The sequence below is a fragment of the Streptococcus sp. DD10 genome (assembly GCF_001578805.1).
Lineage (GTDB): Bacteria > Bacillota > Bacilli > Lactobacillales > Streptococcaceae > Streptococcus.
In genome coordinates this window covers 84,340-100,728 of sequence record NZ_KQ969163.1, presented here as the reverse complement: position 1 = coordinate 100,728, position 16,389 = coordinate 84,340, and the positions used below count along the sequence as shown (strand labels likewise).

14 protein-coding genes and 1 other RNA gene are annotated in these 16,389 nt (G+C 41.3%); 3 read left to right on the top strand and 12 right to left on the bottom strand.

What is annotated here, in order from left to right; genetic code table 11:
- Positions 1 to 19: 19 nt before the first annotated feature.
- The 9 genes from STRDD10_RS08345 to STRDD10_RS08305 all read right to left on the bottom strand — a co-directional run bounded on the left by STRDD10_RS08345 (position 20) and on the right by STRDD10_RS08305 (position 8,634).
- A complete protein-coding gene (locus STRDD10_RS08345; protein WP_067194964.1) occupies positions 20 to 1,522 on the bottom strand; it encodes a metal ABC transporter solute-binding protein, Zn/Mn family in 1,503 nt (500 codons plus the stop codon).
- Positions 1,523 to 1,531: 9 nt separating this feature from the next.
- Complete coding sequence (locus STRDD10_RS08340) at positions 1,532 to 2,338, bottom strand: metal ABC transporter permease (RefSeq protein WP_067194961.1); 807 nt, start codon at positions 2,336 to 2,338, stop codon at positions 1,532 to 1,534.
- Positions 2,331 to 3,032 (bottom strand): metal ABC transporter ATP-binding protein, encoded by a 702-nt coding sequence (locus STRDD10_RS08335; RefSeq protein ID WP_067194958.1) that lies wholly within the window; start codon positions 3,030 to 3,032, stop codon positions 2,331 to 2,333. Before STRDD10_RS08335 ends, STRDD10_RS08340 begins: the two co-directional genes overlap by 8 nt.
- On the bottom strand, positions 3,029 to 3,472 hold the full coding sequence (locus tag STRDD10_RS08330; protein ID WP_067194956.1) for a zinc-dependent MarR family transcriptional regulator: 444 nt from the start codon (positions 3,470 to 3,472) through the stop codon (positions 3,029 to 3,031). The genes STRDD10_RS08335 and STRDD10_RS08330 overlap by 4 nt, the downstream gene beginning before the upstream one ends.
- A 106-nt stretch (positions 3,473 to 3,578) precedes the next feature.
- Complete coding sequence (ispE, locus tag STRDD10_RS08325) at positions 3,579 to 4,430, bottom strand: 4-(cytidine 5'-diphospho)-2-C-methyl-D-erythritol kinase (protein WP_067195002.1); 852 nt, start codon at positions 4,428 to 4,430, stop codon at positions 3,579 to 3,581.
- Positions 4,431 to 4,562: 132 nt separating this feature from the next.
- The gene (locus tag STRDD10_RS08320) at positions 4,563 to 5,912 is read right to left on the bottom strand and encodes a glucose-6-phosphate isomerase (protein WP_067194954.1); all 1,350 of its coding nucleotides are present in this window, start codon (positions 5,910 to 5,912) and stop codon (positions 4,563 to 4,565) included.
- 465 nt (positions 5,913 to 6,377) lie between these two features.
- Positions 6,378 to 6,477, bottom strand: an RNA gene (gene ffs, locus STRDD10_RS08315) — signal recognition particle sRNA small type.
- A gap of 32 nt (positions 6,478 to 6,509) precedes the next feature.
- Positions 6,510 to 6,977 (bottom strand): tRNA adenosine(34) deaminase TadA, encoded by a 468-nt coding sequence (gene tadA, locus STRDD10_RS08310; RefSeq protein ID WP_067194953.1) that lies wholly within the window; start codon positions 6,975 to 6,977, stop codon positions 6,510 to 6,512.
- Positions 6,978 to 7,347: 370 nt separating this feature from the next.
- Positions 7,348 to 8,634: an adenylosuccinate synthase gene (locus STRDD10_RS08305; RefSeq protein WP_067194951.1), complete on the bottom strand. Its 1,287-nt coding sequence runs from the start codon at positions 8,632 to 8,634 to the stop codon at positions 7,348 to 7,350.
- A gap of 315 nt (positions 8,635 to 8,949) precedes the next feature.
- On the opposite strand from STRDD10_RS08305, the gene STRDD10_RS08300 reads away from it, so the two are divergent.
- Positions 8,950 to 9,759: a hypothetical protein gene (locus STRDD10_RS08300; protein WP_067194949.1), complete on the top strand. Its 810-nt coding sequence runs from the start codon at positions 8,950 to 8,952 to the stop codon at positions 9,757 to 9,759.
- Between the two features lie 10 nt (positions 9,760 to 9,769).
- Positions 9,770 to 11,017 carry a toxic anion resistance protein gene (locus STRDD10_RS08295; protein WP_067194948.1) on the top strand — a complete coding sequence of 416 codons (1,248 nt, stop codon included), beginning with the start codon at positions 9,770 to 9,772 and terminating at the stop codon, positions 11,015 to 11,017.
- Between the two features lie 94 nt (positions 11,018 to 11,111).
- Here STRDD10_RS08295 and STRDD10_RS08290 read toward each other — a convergent pair whose 3' ends face one another.
- The 3 genes from STRDD10_RS08290 to gla form a co-directional block, all read right to left on the bottom strand.
- On the bottom strand, positions 11,112 to 12,068 hold the full coding sequence (locus STRDD10_RS08290) for a serine hydrolase domain-containing protein (protein ID WP_067195000.1): 957 nt from the start codon (positions 12,066 to 12,068) through the stop codon (positions 11,112 to 11,114).
- Entirely contained in the window at positions 12,065 to 12,793 is a 729-nt protein-coding gene (locus tag STRDD10_RS08285; RefSeq protein WP_067194944.1) for a CppA N-terminal domain-containing protein, read from the bottom strand. Before STRDD10_RS08285 ends, STRDD10_RS08290 begins: the two co-directional genes overlap by 4 nt.
- A 177-nt stretch (positions 12,794 to 12,970) precedes the next feature.
- Complete coding sequence (gla, locus tag STRDD10_RS08280; protein ID WP_067194942.1) at positions 12,971 to 13,822, bottom strand: aquaglyceroporin Gla; 852 nt, start codon at positions 13,820 to 13,822, stop codon at positions 12,971 to 12,973.
- Positions 13,823 to 13,925: 103 nt separating this feature from the next.
- Here gla and STRDD10_RS08275 point away from each other — a divergent pair, with 103 nt between their 5' ends.
- Positions 13,926 to 16,205, top strand: coding sequence for a Xaa-Pro dipeptidyl-peptidase (locus tag STRDD10_RS08275; protein WP_067194939.1), 2,280 nt, complete (start codon positions 13,926 to 13,928; stop codon positions 16,203 to 16,205).
- The last annotated feature ends 184 nt before the right edge of the window (positions 16,206 to 16,389 follow it).

Sequence of the window (16,389 nt, the reverse complement as noted above, 5' to 3'; positions counted from 1 at the left end):
ATTATCTAACAGCCTCTTTTTAGTGTGCCAACATTTCTTGAGCAATTTCTTGTCCTGACAAACTTTCAGGATAATAGGTTGGCCAGTTTTCCAACTCTTCATAGAGTTTCTCCTGACTTTCCCCTCCAAAGAAAATATGGAAATGTCCTGTTTTTACTGGAGCAATATTGTGATCACTAAATTGCACATACTTAAATTGTCCTGCATCTGCATCTGTTGCTTCAAAAAGATAGCGAACACCACGATTTCCCTTCGAATAAGTTAGGGTATGTTTGCCAGCATATTTATAAGTATAGGTCTTTTTTTCACCATTCACGATAAAGGTCATCGTCGTATCTGTAATATTGATTTGAGACACATCAGTCTTATAGCCAGCATCATAATAAGCCTTGTATTCAGCAGCTGTCTTGTCTCCTTTGAGTTTTGCTTTGTAATCGAAAACTTGATCTAGAGTCCCATCTTCTAGGTAAGGATAGACAGACTGCCAATTTCCTGCATAGTCTGACAAGGTTCTGTCTTTAATTGCAGCATCCTCAAAGTAACCATTTGCTACTGTCTTAGTATCTTCTACTTTTTCAGGTTGGATAGCACTTCCTTCTTGATTCGTTGTCTGATCTAAAGCTTTCAAGTTAGATTCCATCACAGAGATATAGTCCGCTCCATCCTTTGTTTGCTGATCAGTTAGACTTTCAAGAGGATTTAATACATCTAGTTTGACACCCGTTTCCTTGGAAAGAGTTGCTGCCAAAGCTTGTGAAGCATTTTCTTCAAAGTAGATATACTTGATATTGTTTGCCTTAATATACTCTGTTAGTTCTGCTAAACGGGCTGCAGAAGGTTCCGCATCTGGTGACAAACCAGATACTGAAACTTGTGTCAAGCCATAATCCAAAGCAAGATAACGAAAGGCCGCATGCTGGGTTACAAAAGTCTTTTGTTTAGCATTTTTCAAACTTTCTGAATAGGTCTGATCTAAAGCTTGTAATTTTTGAATGTAAGCCTCAGCATTTTTTTCAAAAGTAGATTTTTTTTCAGGATAGTTGGCACTGAGACTATCTCGAATTGTCTCTACCATTTTTATAGCTCGCTGAGGAGACAACCAAACATGAGGGTCATACTCATGATGATGGTCCTCGCCACTATGGTCATGTCCTTCTTCCTCTTCTCCTCCAGGTAGAAGGAGCATATCTCCGGTAGCTTTTACGACCTTAACCTTCTTCGTATCAAGAGTTTTCAGTAAATTAGGAACCCAAGTTTCCATATTTTCATTTTCGTAGACAAAGCTATCCGCATCTTGAATCGTCGCAACAGCTTTGGCAGAGGGTTCATAATCATGCACTTCTGTTCCTGCTCCGATAAGAAGATTCACATTTGCCTCATCTCCCGCCACTTGCTTTGTAAATTCATAAACAGGGTAAAAGGTTGTTACAATATTTAACTTACCATTTGTAGTTGCTTGATTTGAACAAGCCACAAGGGCGCTAGTCAGTAATCCTATAATAATGAGTCCAATTTTTTTCATAATTTTCTCCTATTTTCGTAATTTATTGATTAGATTAACTAGTAAAAAGACCGTCACAAAGATTAATGTAATACTGGCACTAGCTGGTGTTTCAGCATAGTAAGAAATATAAAGGCCTGCAACCATACCCAAAAAACCAATCAAACTGGCGATAAGGATGACTGACCTAAAGTTTCTCCCAATCCGAAGTGCAATACTGGCTGGCAATACCATAATGGTTGAAACAAGAAGAGCACCTGCAGCCGGTATCATAAGCGCAATAGCAAGACCTGTCACAATATTAAATAGGATTGACATCAGTCGCACAGGAAGTCCATCAACAAAAGCTGTATCCTCATCAAACGTCAAGATATACATTGGCCGAATAAAAAGGAAAGTCAAGACTAAAACTGTCAGAGCAATCGCAAAAAGAAAGGCCACTTGTTCACTACTGATTGTCACGATTGAACCAAATAAATACTGGTCTAAACTCATGGAACTAGATGAACCTCCCTTGCTCATGACAATGAGAGAGATGGCGAGCCCAGTTGACATGAGAATAGCTGTCCCAATTTCCATAAAATCCTTATAAATCGTTCGTAAATATTCCAAAAAAATAGCTGCAATCACAACAACAACCATCGTAGAAAGTGTCGGCAAAACCCCTAAAACAAGCCCAAAAGCAACTCCAGAAAGAGAAACGTGGCTCAAAGTATCACTCATCAGACTCTGACGTCTTAGAATAAGAAAAGTGCCTAAAACAGGGGAAAAGAGACTCATCGCAATAACCGCCAAAAAGGCTCTTTGCATAAAATCATATGAAAATAGATTAAACATGCGTCTCCCCCTCTCGACTGTGTATATTAAAGCATCGCCACGGAGAATCTTGATTTCTCACTAGATGAATATTGCGATCCGCATATTTTTTAACCTCGTCTGGGTCGTGTGTTATCATGAGAATAGCTTTTCCATGCTGATGCACATTATGGTGCATCAATTTATAAAACTCCTCCTTCGTCCCCGCATCCATCCCTGTTGTTGGTTCGTCTAAGACAAAGATATCTGGATCAGAGGCAAACAGGCGCCCAATAACAGCTCGCTGCTTTTGCCCACCTGATAAAGAACCAATTCGACTATGACGATGTTCCCACATTCCTACTGACTCTAAACTCGCACGAATATGCTCTTCATCATGAGCTGTTAGACGCCGAAACCAACCTTTTCGTGGATAACGTCCCGACTTAACAAACTCATAAACTGTACTAGGAAATCCAGCATTAAAACTGGCGATTTGTTGAGGAAGATAGGCAATGCGTAACTTCTTTCCTTGCGTATTAGTAGGTGATAAGGTGACCTTCCCAACCTTTGGCGTCAATATCCCCAAACTTGCTTTGATTAAAGTAGTTTTTGCTGCTCCATTCTCTCCAGTCAAGGTCACAAACTCTCCACTATCTAAATGATAGTGGATGTCTTCTAAAACTGGCTCCTTATCATAGTGAAAGGCCAGATTTTCCACCGTAATATATCTCATGCTCCGATTTCCTTTATCAAATCTTTTAGAAAGTGAGCAATCAAGTCCTGCTCTCTTGGCGTATAGGTATCCACCAAGCGTTTATAAGCTTCCAAAGTATGGCGATGATGATGTTGGTGTTCTTGAGCTACTGGTTTACCAAGTTCTGTCAAACGATAGAAACTCACACGACCATCTTTTTCATCTTTAAAGGATTCCAACATGTCCTTATTTAGAAGCGACTTAATCGCCTTTGTCACCGCAGCCTGACTGACATTTAATCGTTTTGCCAAATCAGTATTGGTTAAAGCTTCTCCAGAAAGCAACATGAGAATATGCTCCTGCGTATTGGTCAAAGGTGCTTGACTGGTGCAAGATCCTATCAAAATCTCATGCTGATTTTCTGAACGCAAAATCACTTCATTCAAAAATTCATCAATTTCAAGCGCTAAATTTGTCATGACTGCCTCTTTCTATTTAACCGGTTAAAGTTTTACTGGTTAATTATACCACAAAGAAAAATAGAGTCAAGCTTTTGATTCCATTTTTCATATTTTTTCATTCTTTTTACAACATTCTTACCTTATAAACTTCCTTACAAAAGCCTTTTGCACTGTTTAACACTCGATTTGCTACTTTTTCCGACTTACATAGAGCAAAGACAGATGGACCACTACCACTCATCAAAGCAATATCTGCACCCGCCTTCCTAAGGCAAGTTTTAATCTTCTGAATTTCTGGACGACGAGCGATAGTAATGTCCTCGAGCGAGTTCCCCATGTGAGTCAACATTTCCTCGTAATTGCCATCTTCGATGGCTTGACGGATACCTGCGACATTGACATGACGGACAGTTGCGATATCTACTTCTTTAAAGATCGTCCCAGTAGAAACCCCTAAATGAGGCTTTACAATGACCAACCAACGTTTCGGTGCAGGAGTAATTCCCTCTACCTGTTCTCCACGCCCCGACACATAAGCAGTTCCTCCATAGATGCAATAAGGAACATCCGAACCCACTTCTAATCCTATCTCAGCTAATTTTTCCAAACTATAATCTAACTTCCAAAGCTGGTTAAGCGCTCGGAGAGTCGCTGCTGCATCACTTGATCCACCAGCCATTCCTGCAGAAACTGGAATATTTTTTTCGATCTTGATACTAACCCCAAACTGAATCTTGGCATGCTGTCTCAAAGCCTGTACTGCTTTATATACATGGTTTTTCCCGTTAAGTGGGATTTTCCCTGCTAAGCACTCCAGGACGATTTGATTATCCTTACGAGCTGTCACTGTGATATAATCGCTTAAATCAACATTGACCATAACCATAGCTAGCTCATGAAACCCATCCTCACGTCGAGCAACGACATCGAGCCCAAGATTAATCTTTGCCGGTGCTTTTTCTACAATTTCATTCATAAAACTATTGTAACAAAAAGAAAAGAAAGCAGTCAACTACTTTCTTTCCCTTTTCATATTTGAATCTCTCCAACCAAGGATAAGCCCAACTGCACTATCACTATAGTCGTATACCAATTATTCGTATTTTAATTACAAACGAGCGTTCAACTCTTTACTCAAATCTTCAAATCCTGGTTTTCCAAGTAGGGCAAACATGTTGCGTTTGTAGGCTTCAACACCTGGTTGGTCAAATGGGTTGATGGCATTCAAGTAACCTGAAAGGGCGATAGCCAATTCGAAGAAGTAGATAGTGTATCCAAGAGTGAAGGCATCTTGCTCAGGAAGAGTTACGTACATGTTTGGCACGTCACCGTCTGTGTGAGCAAGAAGGACACCGTCAGTTGCTTTTTTGTTCACGAAGTCAACGTCTTTTCCTTGGAGGTAACCAAGCCCGTCAAGATCTTCTTCCAAAGTAGGGATAATCACGTTTTTACGTGGTTTGTCAACACGGACAACTGTTTCAAAGAGGATACGAGCGCCTTCTTGGATAAATTGTCCCAAGGAGTGCAAATCCGTTGAGAAGTTAGCTGAAGTTGGGTAAATACCTTTCTGGTCTTTCCCTTCTGACTCACCAGCCAATTGTTTCCACCATTCTGAGAAGTATTGTAGAGATGGTTCGTAGTTTACCAAGATTTCAGTCGCATAGCCTTTGCGGTAAAGAATGTTACGAACAGCTGCGTACTGGTAAGCAATATTTTCAGAGATTTTATCTGACGTCAAATCTTTACGCGCAGCATTGGCCCCTTCCATAAGGCCTTGGATGTCCGCACCTGATGCAGCGATTGGAAGCAAACCAACTGCTGTCAATACTGAGAAACGACCACCGATATCATCTGGAACCACAAATGTTTCCCAACCGTTAGCGTCTGCTTCAACCTTCACAGCACCTTTTTGGCGGTCAGTGGTTGCATAAATCCGTTTGTTAGCTTCTTCTTGACCGTATTTCTTCACCAAGAGTTCTTTGAAGACACGGAAAGCGATGGCTGGTTCAGTTGTTGTACCTGATTTAGAAATTACGTTTACAGAAAAGTCTTTGTCAGCTACATATTCTACCAAATCAGCAAGGTAAGTAGATGAGATGGAGTTTCCAGCATAAAGGATTTGTGGAGCTTTGCGTTCTTCTTTTGTTTGCAAGTTAGCAAAGTGGTGGTTCAAGAAGTCAATAGCTGCTTTAGCACCAAGGTAAGATCCACCGATACCGATCACCACCAAAACATCGCTGTCTGCTTTGATTTGCTCAGCAGCTTTCAAGATGCGGTCAAATTCTTCACGGTCATAGTTTTCAGGAAGGTCTAACCAACCCAAGAAGTCGCTACCAGCACCAGTTCCTTTACGGATCAATTCGTCTGCTGCTGTAACTTGTGCTTGCATGTATTCCACTTCATGTGGGGCAACAAATTTGTCTAATACTTTTGAATAATCAAATTGAATATGTGTCATGTTTTTCCTCCAATTATTACTCTTTCTATAATAACGCTTACTTCTATTTTTTTCAAGTTTTTTTATCTATTTCTCAGATTTTCATCTACTTACATAAAATTGCATTATTAATATTATCTGCTCATTAATCTAAAAAGCGATTTGATCATCCCTTTCTTAATAAAATGCCTACCTTAGAGCAATGTTTTCTCAATTCTTTCTTATTTGGTCATCATTTTTTATCGTTCAAACTACACTAATCTATATAAGTTCATTTGCTTCGGTCGTGATTTGATTCATTCAGATGTTTTTCAAGGGTTAATTTCATCCTACGAATTCACCCTTAAAGAGTAGTACTCACGGCACTTTGTTCCTCAGTATCAACGTCCCTAAGTTTCCTATCGTCAAAACGACTCGGTTCACTAAGACATTTTTTAAGGATCCAGCTTTTGTCCTAAAATTTAGTTTCACTCCACTAGTTCACTAAATTAAAGGCAACAAAAAGAGCACACAATTCAAATCGCTTAGGGCTGCTGGATTCCTCCCCTGACCCGCTTCACGCAGAACTGTTGCTCCGATATCTATTATACCATATTTTGAGATTTTGCAAAGTGAAAACTATTGTTTTCTACGATTTCTGAAAAACTCCTGCATAATCCCAGCACAATCTTCCTCTAGGATCCCTGTTTCTACTAGAACTCTATGATTTAGACGTTGATCTGTCAAAATATCATAGAGACTTCCCGCTGCTCCAAATTTTTGATTTTTGGCTCCATAGACCACCTGAGGAATCCGAGCCAACCCAATCGCTCCACTACACATAACACAAGGTTCAATCGTCACAAAAAGGGTACAATCGAGCAAACGCCAGCTTTCTTCACATCGGTTGGCATTTTCTATCGCCATGATTTCCGCATGCATAACTGCCCGTTGCAATTCTTCACGAGCATTGTGTCCTCGGCCAATGATCTTCCCGTCTTTGACAATAACGCAACCAATTGGGATTTCTTCGTGTGAGAGTGCGATTTTTGCTTCTCTTAAAGCCTCTCGCATAAAAAACTCTTTTTCTTCCTGTGTGTAGTTCATAATTTCCAATCTAATCATCTATGTAGCCTAATTCATTGAATCATAAGTCGTTACATCTGTATCCATTTTTTGTAGCATATCTCACGAATTTCTTGAGACTTTCAACATCTCAATTATCAGGATTTTTCTTGCTTTTTGCAGGTGAATTTTTAACTGTTACCCATCTACTCTCCTTATTAATCTATTATAACATCTCTTCTATAAAAAAAGCCACCGAATTGGGTGACTTTGGGAGATTATGATGAAAAATGTTTTTTGAGGTGCTTAAATAAAGTTAGGAGGTCTTCATTTAAGTAATTTTAGTATAAACCAGCTAACTTAAGCCTAACTTAAACGACTTGCTTTTTCAGATATTCCAGTAAAAAGCAAACTAGCTCCAAACACTTTCTAAAATATTGGTTTGTTCCCGTCCTGGTCCTACAGAGAAGGTCGAAATACGAACCCCTACCAATTCCCCAACACGACGAACATAGTTACGAGCATTTTCTGGTAACTCTTCTAAGCTACGACAGCCCGTAATATCCTCTTCCCAACCTGGTAGTTCTTCGTAAATTGGTTTACAACGTTTGAGTTGTTCTAAGCTGGCTGGGTAGTAATCAATCCGCTCACCATCCAAGTCGTAAGCTACACAGATTTTCACTGTATCAAGCCCTGAAAGGACATCAATCGAGTTTAAGCTAAGATTTGTAATCCCTGATACGCGACGGCTATGGCGCATGACAACAGAATCAAACCAGCCCACACGACGTGGACGTCCCGTTGTAGTTCCATACTCGTGACCAACTTCACGGATACGATCACCCACTTCGTCAAATAATTCAGTAGGGAAAGGACCATCTCCTACACGACTTGTATAGGCCTTACATACCCCAACAACTTTATTGATTTTACTTGGTCCGACACCAGAACCAATCGTAACCCCTCCAGCGACTGGATTTGAAGACGTAACAAATGGATAAGTTCCTTGGTCAATATCCAACATCACCCCTTGAGCTCCCTCAAAAAGAACTCGCTTGCCATTGTCTAAGGCATCGTTTAAAATTACCGAAGTATCTGTCACATATTGCTTAATCTGCTGACCATAAGCATAGTATTCTTCAAATATATCTTCAAATCGGATAGGAGTACTGTCGTACAGTTTTTCAAAGAAACGATTTTTCTCAGCTAGATTGCGCTCTAGGCGTTCACGGAAGATCTCCTTATCAAGTAGATCTGCGATACGGATACCGACCCGCGCAGCCTTATCCATATAAGCAGGACCGATTCCCTTGATAGTTGTTCCGATTTTGTTATCCCCTTTTGCCTCTTCTTGCAAGCGATCAAGTTCGATATGGTAAGGCAAGATGACATGGGCACGGTCTGAGATGCGCAAGTTATCGGTTGTTACCCCTTCTTCATGCAAGTAGTTCAACTCTTTGACCAGAGATTTTGGATTCACAACCATACCGTTTCCGATAACAGAAATCTTCTCTGGAAAGAAAATACCAGATGGAATTAAGTGTAATTTATACTTTTTCCCATCAATCACAATGGTGTGACCAGCATTGTCTCCCCCTTGATATCGGGCAATCACTTCTGCATTTGCTGAGAGGAAGTCTGTAATCTTCCCTTTTCCTTCATCTCCCCACTGGGTACCTACTACTACAACTGATGTCATAATCTTGTCTGAGTCTAGGACTCGTCCTTTCTTTCACACATGGCAGGAATTTCACCTGCAAAGCATCTTACAACTTATTATAAGAAAAATCGTCCTAGATTTCAAGAATGAGCTGACAAAATTTGGTTTTTGTACGAAAAATGATGTTCTATCCACCCCTAGTTTCTCTTTCAATGATAAACAGTAGATTTCTCTAGTAAATGTTCGTCTTTCTCTTTCGTTCATTCTAGTAAAAATTTTAATGAGAAATACATCTTTTTTAGGCGTTTTATGCTAAAATAGACTTAGATTATCAAAGAGAGTTCAGGTGAATCTATGAAAAGTAATGCCTCAAAAGGCTGTCTTTATTTCTTTGGAGGACTTTTTTTACTAGGTCTTCTGATTGAATATGCTATCCCACTTGCAATTGGCTGTGCCCTTATCGGAGGCGGTTATTATCTCTACCGCCGTCTTCGTTATCCGCTGTTACGTGATCAGTCCTTGGCAGATCAAATTGAATTACTAAAAGCCCGCATTGCTCAGGCAGATGGAGACATCCGACAATTGGAAACGGTTCTTGGTAAAAAAGGAGAAGGAGCCTACCGGACACTGGCCCAACAAGTCTTAATTGAGTTAGATGCGATCCATAAGGAAGCCAATCGATTAAAACAATACTTACAAGAAGGTATTTATGATCGCATTGACAAAAAAATTCGCTCTACTCGTGCTTCTATCAAAATCCAGCTAGAACGACTGGATGCTCCGACATCTGATAGCTTCTTCCAAAGAGAGTCTAGCACTCTTGACCCCGAACTTAGCCAAACGCTAGATAATATCTCCATCGACCATGAAACCATTCTCAAGAAAATCAAGACTTCTAAATCCAGCGATCAAGCTGAACTCTTGGCTATTCATGAGAGAGATATGGAACGGTTTCAAAACATTTTACAAGGATATTTAGCAATCAAGGCTTCCCCAAAAGATTTTTATAACGCTGAAGAACGGATGAATCAAGCAAGAGCAGCTATCTTTCAGTTTGACCTTGATTTAGACGAAGTACTGCGCAAACTCAATGAAGCTGAGATGCACGATTTTGATGTAAATCTAAGAATTTTTGATAAAAAGAAACCTCAAGATGATTTTTAAGGAGTAAACAATGAGCGAATTTAATTTTGACATCGATCAAATTGCAAGCAATGCTGTTGGTAAGACAGACAAAACAACTGAAATCATTGAAGCCAATACAAAAGGCGATGACAAACTCACTTTCTTACAAAAACTCAGTCCAGATCAACAAGAAGCCATCACTGCACGCGCTCCTCAACTGGTCGACAACTTTGTCTCAGACCAAAATGCCCTACTTGACTTTGGACAGTTGGCCGTGGAAGGGGTCAATAATACCGTTAACCGTATCTTAGCTGAACAAAAAAAGTTAGAAATCCCACAAGTTGATGAACTACTAAAAAATACCAACCGTGAGTTAAATGGTTTTATTGCCAAGTACAAGGATGCAGAGATTGCAGAATTAGAGCAGAAACCTAACTTCTTGCAGCGCCTTTTTAAGCAAAGTAAAAACACCCTGCAAGAGTTCTATTTTGACTCTCAAACTGTTGAACAAAAATTAGACGGAATGGCCGCAACGGTCGTCAAACAAGAAGATTTATTGGCGCGCAATATCGTCTCGGCTGAAATGCTGATAGAGGACAATACTAAGTCTATTGAAAATCTGGTCGGGGTTATCGCATTTATCGAAGCAACCCAAGCTGAATCCAGCAATCGTGCCGTAACTTTACAAAAAGAAGTTACCAGTCTTGATACAGCAACAGTGGATTACCAAATCAAATCACAGGAGTTAGCCCGTATGACTGAAGTGGCTAACACCTTGGAACAGCAACATACAGAGTATCTCAGCCGTCTTTATGTCGCCTGGGCGACTACACCACAGATGAGAAATCTAGTCAAGGTTTCCTCAGACATGCGTCAGAAACTTGGAATGCTCCGCCGCAACACCATCCCAACGATGAAACTCTCTATCGCTCAATTAGGGATTTTACAACAGTCTATGAAGTCAGGTATGGTAGCAGACGCCATTACCAATGCTAATAACGCTGCTTTGCAGATGCTTGCAGAAACCAGTAAAGAAGTCATTCCCCAGATGGAGCGAATTGCTCAAAGTCCAACAGTTGCTGTGGAATCTGTCACCAAATTGGCCGAAAGTCTGGTCGCTCAAAACCAAGGGATTGTTGCTGCCATTGAACTAGGAAGACAGAAACGCAATCAACTAGAAACCGCTATTGTCCAGTCCGCAGCCACTATCAATGATTCCGTCAAACTGAGAGACCAAAAAATCATCCAAGCCTTACTTGATCAAGGAAAGAATGCCCAAAAAGAAGTGCGAGAATAAGGCATTTACACGAATAGTTCCCCCCTTTTTGCTTTAGTATAGAAAAAACCTATCTCCTTCTAGTTACAAAAGAAGATAGGTTTTTGAATGCTGTTTATGAACTAAGGGGAGATGCCAAGGAAAATTCCTTTTTTATCAGTTGCATTAGTTCATTTCGATCTTGTATCCACTGACTTCGTTCATCCTTTTCATAGGTACGGTTAGAAAGAAAAACGACTGCTTGTTGTTGTTTTCGATTGTACATAAGAAAAGTACCGGTATAACCTGTATGATCTAGCCACTCTCCCTCTATGTTCCATGCTAAAGAGCGTGTCTTGCCAACTTCAAGAGAGTAGTTTTTAGACAGTTTTTCGGCAAAGGCATCTTGCAAATAATGCTCTAAAAAGCTTTCCATATCCTGAACAGTTGAAAAGAGTCCCGCACTACCTGTATGTTTCCCTAAAACTTGGGCTTTAGGATCATGCACACGTCCAGCCCTCACTCCACGAACAGTAGGAACTGCCTCTGTTACAGGACCAAACGAAGTCTTGGTCAACTTCCAAGGTTGAAAAATCAATTTTTCAAAAATCTCATCTAAAGACAGGCCAAAAAATTCCTCCAACATAAAGCCTAAAAGAAGAAAATTGACATCTGTGTAGCGAAAACTTTTATCCTCAAGAACTGTTAGTTGGTTAAGGGCTGCTTTTAAACCTTGCTCGTCTAACTGATCACGGTTTGGGATAAATGGATCAAGACCGGATGTATGCGTTAAAAGCTGACGGATAGTCACTTGGGGGGCTGAAAAGTCAGGGTAAAGTGACTGTAAAGACTGATCAAGCGTCATCCTTCCCTTATCTATCAAGAAGGCCACGACTGTTCCCACACCAACAACCTTTGAGACACTTGCTAAATCATAGACCAAGCCTTCTCTAACAGAATGATTTCTCTCAGGATCTTCTACTCCTCGGTAATGCTCTTGCCACACTCCGTCTGAATAAAGAGCAAGAGAGGCACCTGGATAGATGCCTGCTGCAATTTGTTCGTCAATTTTTTTGATTATCTTCTTCATCATGCTTCGAACCATAACTCAATTTTACTTGGGTCTAAGACGCTGACAAACTTTTCATTTTTTGGAACAAATGCTTGAGGCAAAACAGCTTTTATAGCCGCTACATCAAGGTCCTGCAAAACAAACTTCAGCTGGGAAAGATCCCAAGTCACCTCAGTAGGAAGTTCCAAATCTGCTCCGCTTGCTTCGACGAATGCAAGCTGATCTGAACCTGCAAAAAACTGATCATAAAAAGCTTGACTAGCCGTTTTATCAGGAACATGGAGAACAACTTGTTCCACTTCAAAAGTGGTCAAACCAGTAAAATCCGCCTGTAAGTGAAAATTATCAGCATTCACTTCTACGAGATTCGCCAGTTGCTCTTCTGCATGGAGCAAGATACAATCTCCCTCTGGAGACAGACTTTCAAAAGCATAACCAGCTTCTCCGTGGTAAAGTTTAGTGTAACTTGCTCCACGTGCCAACAGACTCTCTATCTCTTCTGGATTTGCCACCTTTAGGACTAGTTTAGCTAGTTTTTTGAGTCCGTTCACCTGACGTGTACGGTTAGCTGGTGACTCCTCAAGGGTTAACTTTTCACACTTACTCTTATCCCCTAATAGCGACCAAGCACTCTCTTCTAGAAGCAAGGTCATACCTAGGTTTTCCGTAAAAAAAGCAAGGCTACGTTTTCGATTATTACATTTTAAAGTCGGGACAAGGCGAATTGCCGTCTCATTTACATTCATATCTTCCTCCAACCTCTCTATTCTATCGGAAAAAATGAGTTTTGACAAACAATTGTATGCAATTTATACTAAATTTGTCCTTTTCTCTTCCCTTGCTTTTCTAAAAAAGCCAGTATAACAGGTTTTCATAACCTTTTCAAAAAACAAAAAAGAGAGAATTTGTATTCTCTCTTTTTATTATCCAAAGATAAATTTGAACAAAGCAACTGCTACGATTCCTGCAAGGATTGGAGCAACAACTGGTACCCAAGAATACCACCATTTTGAATCCCCTTTTGATTCGCCAAGAACTGACTTAGGAAGCAAGAAGTGAACAATACGTGGTCCAAGGTCACGAGCTGGGTTAAGAGCAGGACCTGTTGGTCCACCAAGTGAGATAACAAGTGCTGCAACTAAGAAACCAAGCGCCAAGTGAGCAATTCCTTGACCTGAAAAGATAAAGTGTCCTACTGAAACCTTACCTTGGATAGTTGTTGGATCAAAACCTTGTTCTAAAGCGTATTTACCAACTTCTGCACCGAAGTAGTTCTTTGTTAAAGCAAGTGCTCCAAAGAAAAGAACGAAGGAACCAGCAAATTCATTTGCAAAACCATTGATATAAGAAGCTACACGGCTTTCTTTCTCACCAGTATCTACTGCTGAAATCGTTGAGAATGAACCCAAGATGTGATTGGCATTTGTAGTCTTTTTAAAGTAAGGAAGGTAAACCCCTACTACAACCAATTGACCAAACATGGCACCCAAGACCTGCGCAACAATGTAGGCTGCAACATGTTCCCATGGGAACATACCACTAACAGCAAGTCCAAGTGTAAAGGCAGGGTTGATGTGGTTTCCTGATACATTACCAAACATCAAGGCTGGCATCATAACGGCAAATCCGTAACCAAAAGCAATCACTAACCAACCGCTTTGGAATCCTTTTGTACCCTTTAAATCAACGTTTGCAACAGCACCATTCCCCAAAATAATGAGCAAAGCAGTCGCAATAAACTCTGTGATGTATTTCACAGTCCAAGTGACATCCATCTGTAACTCCTTCAGTATAAAAATTTTAGACAAATATCATTTTATCTTATATAATGAAGAATGTAAAGACATTTTTTGAAAAAAAGCAGAAAAGAGAAAAGTTATGCGTTTTAATCAGTTTAGTTATCTCCCTCAACCCCAAGAAATTCAGCTGAAAGAACTTCAAGAACTGGGATTTGCAATCTGCCCTAAAAAAACAGACAAGGAAAAGTTAGAGACCTTTGTTCGCAAGACCTTTTTCACCTATCAAAATACCGACTATGCACTTGCGACCTTAGCGGCAGATAAAGAGACAGACCTCTTGACTTTCTTTGCATCTGATCGCGAGCTGACAGCGGATATTTTTTACACCATTGCCTTCCAACTTCTTGGTTTCAGCTACTTTGTGGACTTTGACGATACAGAAGCATTCCGAAAGGAAACTGGATTTCCCATCACCTTTGGCAATCTCATCGACAACCTCTACCAACTGCTCAACACCCGCACTAAAAAGGGCAATACCCTTATTGACCAGTTAGTCAGTGACGGCTTGATCCCTGAGGATAATGTCTACCACTACTTTAACGGCAAGAGCCTAGCGACTTTCAGCACCCACGATCTTATCCGTGAGGTGGTCTATGTGGAGAGTCGGGTCGATACGGACAAGGACGGACTGCCTGATCTGGTCAAGGTCAGCATTATCCGCCCACGCACCACGGATCCTGTCCCTGCAGTTATGACTGCCAGCCCCTACCACCAAGGAACCAATGACAAGGCAAGCGACAAGGCACTCTACAATATGAATGTAAACTTAGAAGTCAAAGCAGCCCACACCATTGAACTGACAGAGCCCCAGATTAGCTTGGTAGAGCCTGTAGGAGTGGCAGAACTCGTCGAACAAGCCGAGGAAACCCTGACCCACATCAATGCCAGCTATACCCTCAACGACTACCTCCTACCACGTGGCTTTGCCAATCTCTACGTATCTGGAGTCGGAACCAAGGATTCCCAAGGGCTCATGACCAACGGTGACTACCAACAAATCGAGGCTTATAAAAATGTCATAGACTGGCTCAATGGTCGTTGCCGTGCTTTTACCGACCATAGCCGCAAACGCCAAGTCAAAGCTGACTGGGCTAACGGAAAAGTTGCCACCACGGGCATCTCCTACCTTGGAACCATGTCCAATGGACTTGCAACCACAGGTGTAGATGGCTTGGAGGTCATCATCGCTGAAGCTGGTATCTCCTCCTGGTACAACTACTACCGTGAAAATGGTCTCGTCACTAGCCCCGGAGGGTATCCCGGTGAGGACTTTGACTCACTAGCAGAGCTGACCTACTCCCGTAACCTGCTAGCTGGTGATTACCTACGAGGGAATGCTAGCCATCAAACTGACTTAGACCAAGTTAAGAAAAAATTAGACCGTACATCTGGTGACTACAACCAGTTCTGGCAGGAACGCAACTACCTGCTCAATGCCCATAAAGTAAAAGCTGAAGTAGTCTTCACCCATGGTTCACAAGACTGGAACGTTAAACCACTCCATGTTTACAATATGTTCCACGCTTTACCTACTGACCTCAAAAAGCATCTCTTTTTTCACAATGGCGCCCACGTTTACATGAACAACTGGCAGTCCATCGACTTCCGTGAGAGCATGAATACCCTGCTCAGTCAAAAACTGCTGGGGCATCAATCTGACTATACTCTACCAACTATCATCTGGCAGGATAATGTCGCCCCACAAACTTGGATAGACTTGGAGGATTTTGGAAATGCAGCAAACAGCCAAATCTTCCCACTAGGCACTGACGAACAAACCATCCAAAACCAGTACAAGGACGAGGATTATGACCGCTTTGCTAAGAGCTACCAGACCTTTAACACCGAGCTCTACCAAGGCAAGGTCAATCAAGTCACCATCGACCTAGCACTTTCGGAGGAGCTCTTCCTAAACGGTAAAGCCAAGCTAACGCTACGGATCAAATCTAGCACCAACAAGGGCTTGCTATCAGCTCAGCTCCTAGACTGGGGACAAGCCAAACGCTTGCAACCTTATCCAGCCGTTCTCTCTGGTCGCACCCTAGACAACGGTCGCTACCACATGCTGGAAAATCTCTTTGAGCTACCATATAGCCCATCCGCACAGCGAGTCATCACCAAAGGCTATCTCAACCTGCAAAATCGAGATGATTTGCTAGTAGTCAAGGAGGTTACACCTGATGAATGGATGGATATCGAGCTAGAACTCCAACCAACCATCTATAAGATGAAAAAAGGCGACACCCTGCGCCTAGTGCTTTACACCACAGACTTTGAAATCACAGTTCGAGATAAGACCGATTATCACCTCACTGTCGACCTCGGCCAGTCTAACTTGGAAGTGCCTGTTAACAAGTAAAATAAACCTCCTGGAAAGTCTTTCTAGGAGGTTTTAGTGTGTTCAAGTCACTCCAACGTTTGTTGAGGCTTGTGTTACAACAAAAAGTGACTTGAATTCAGTAAACATAAGTTGATGTCCTCAGCAGGATTGTCAATGCCATACCATAGACCAGCCCCAGCAAATTCATACTCTTCGAAAATCA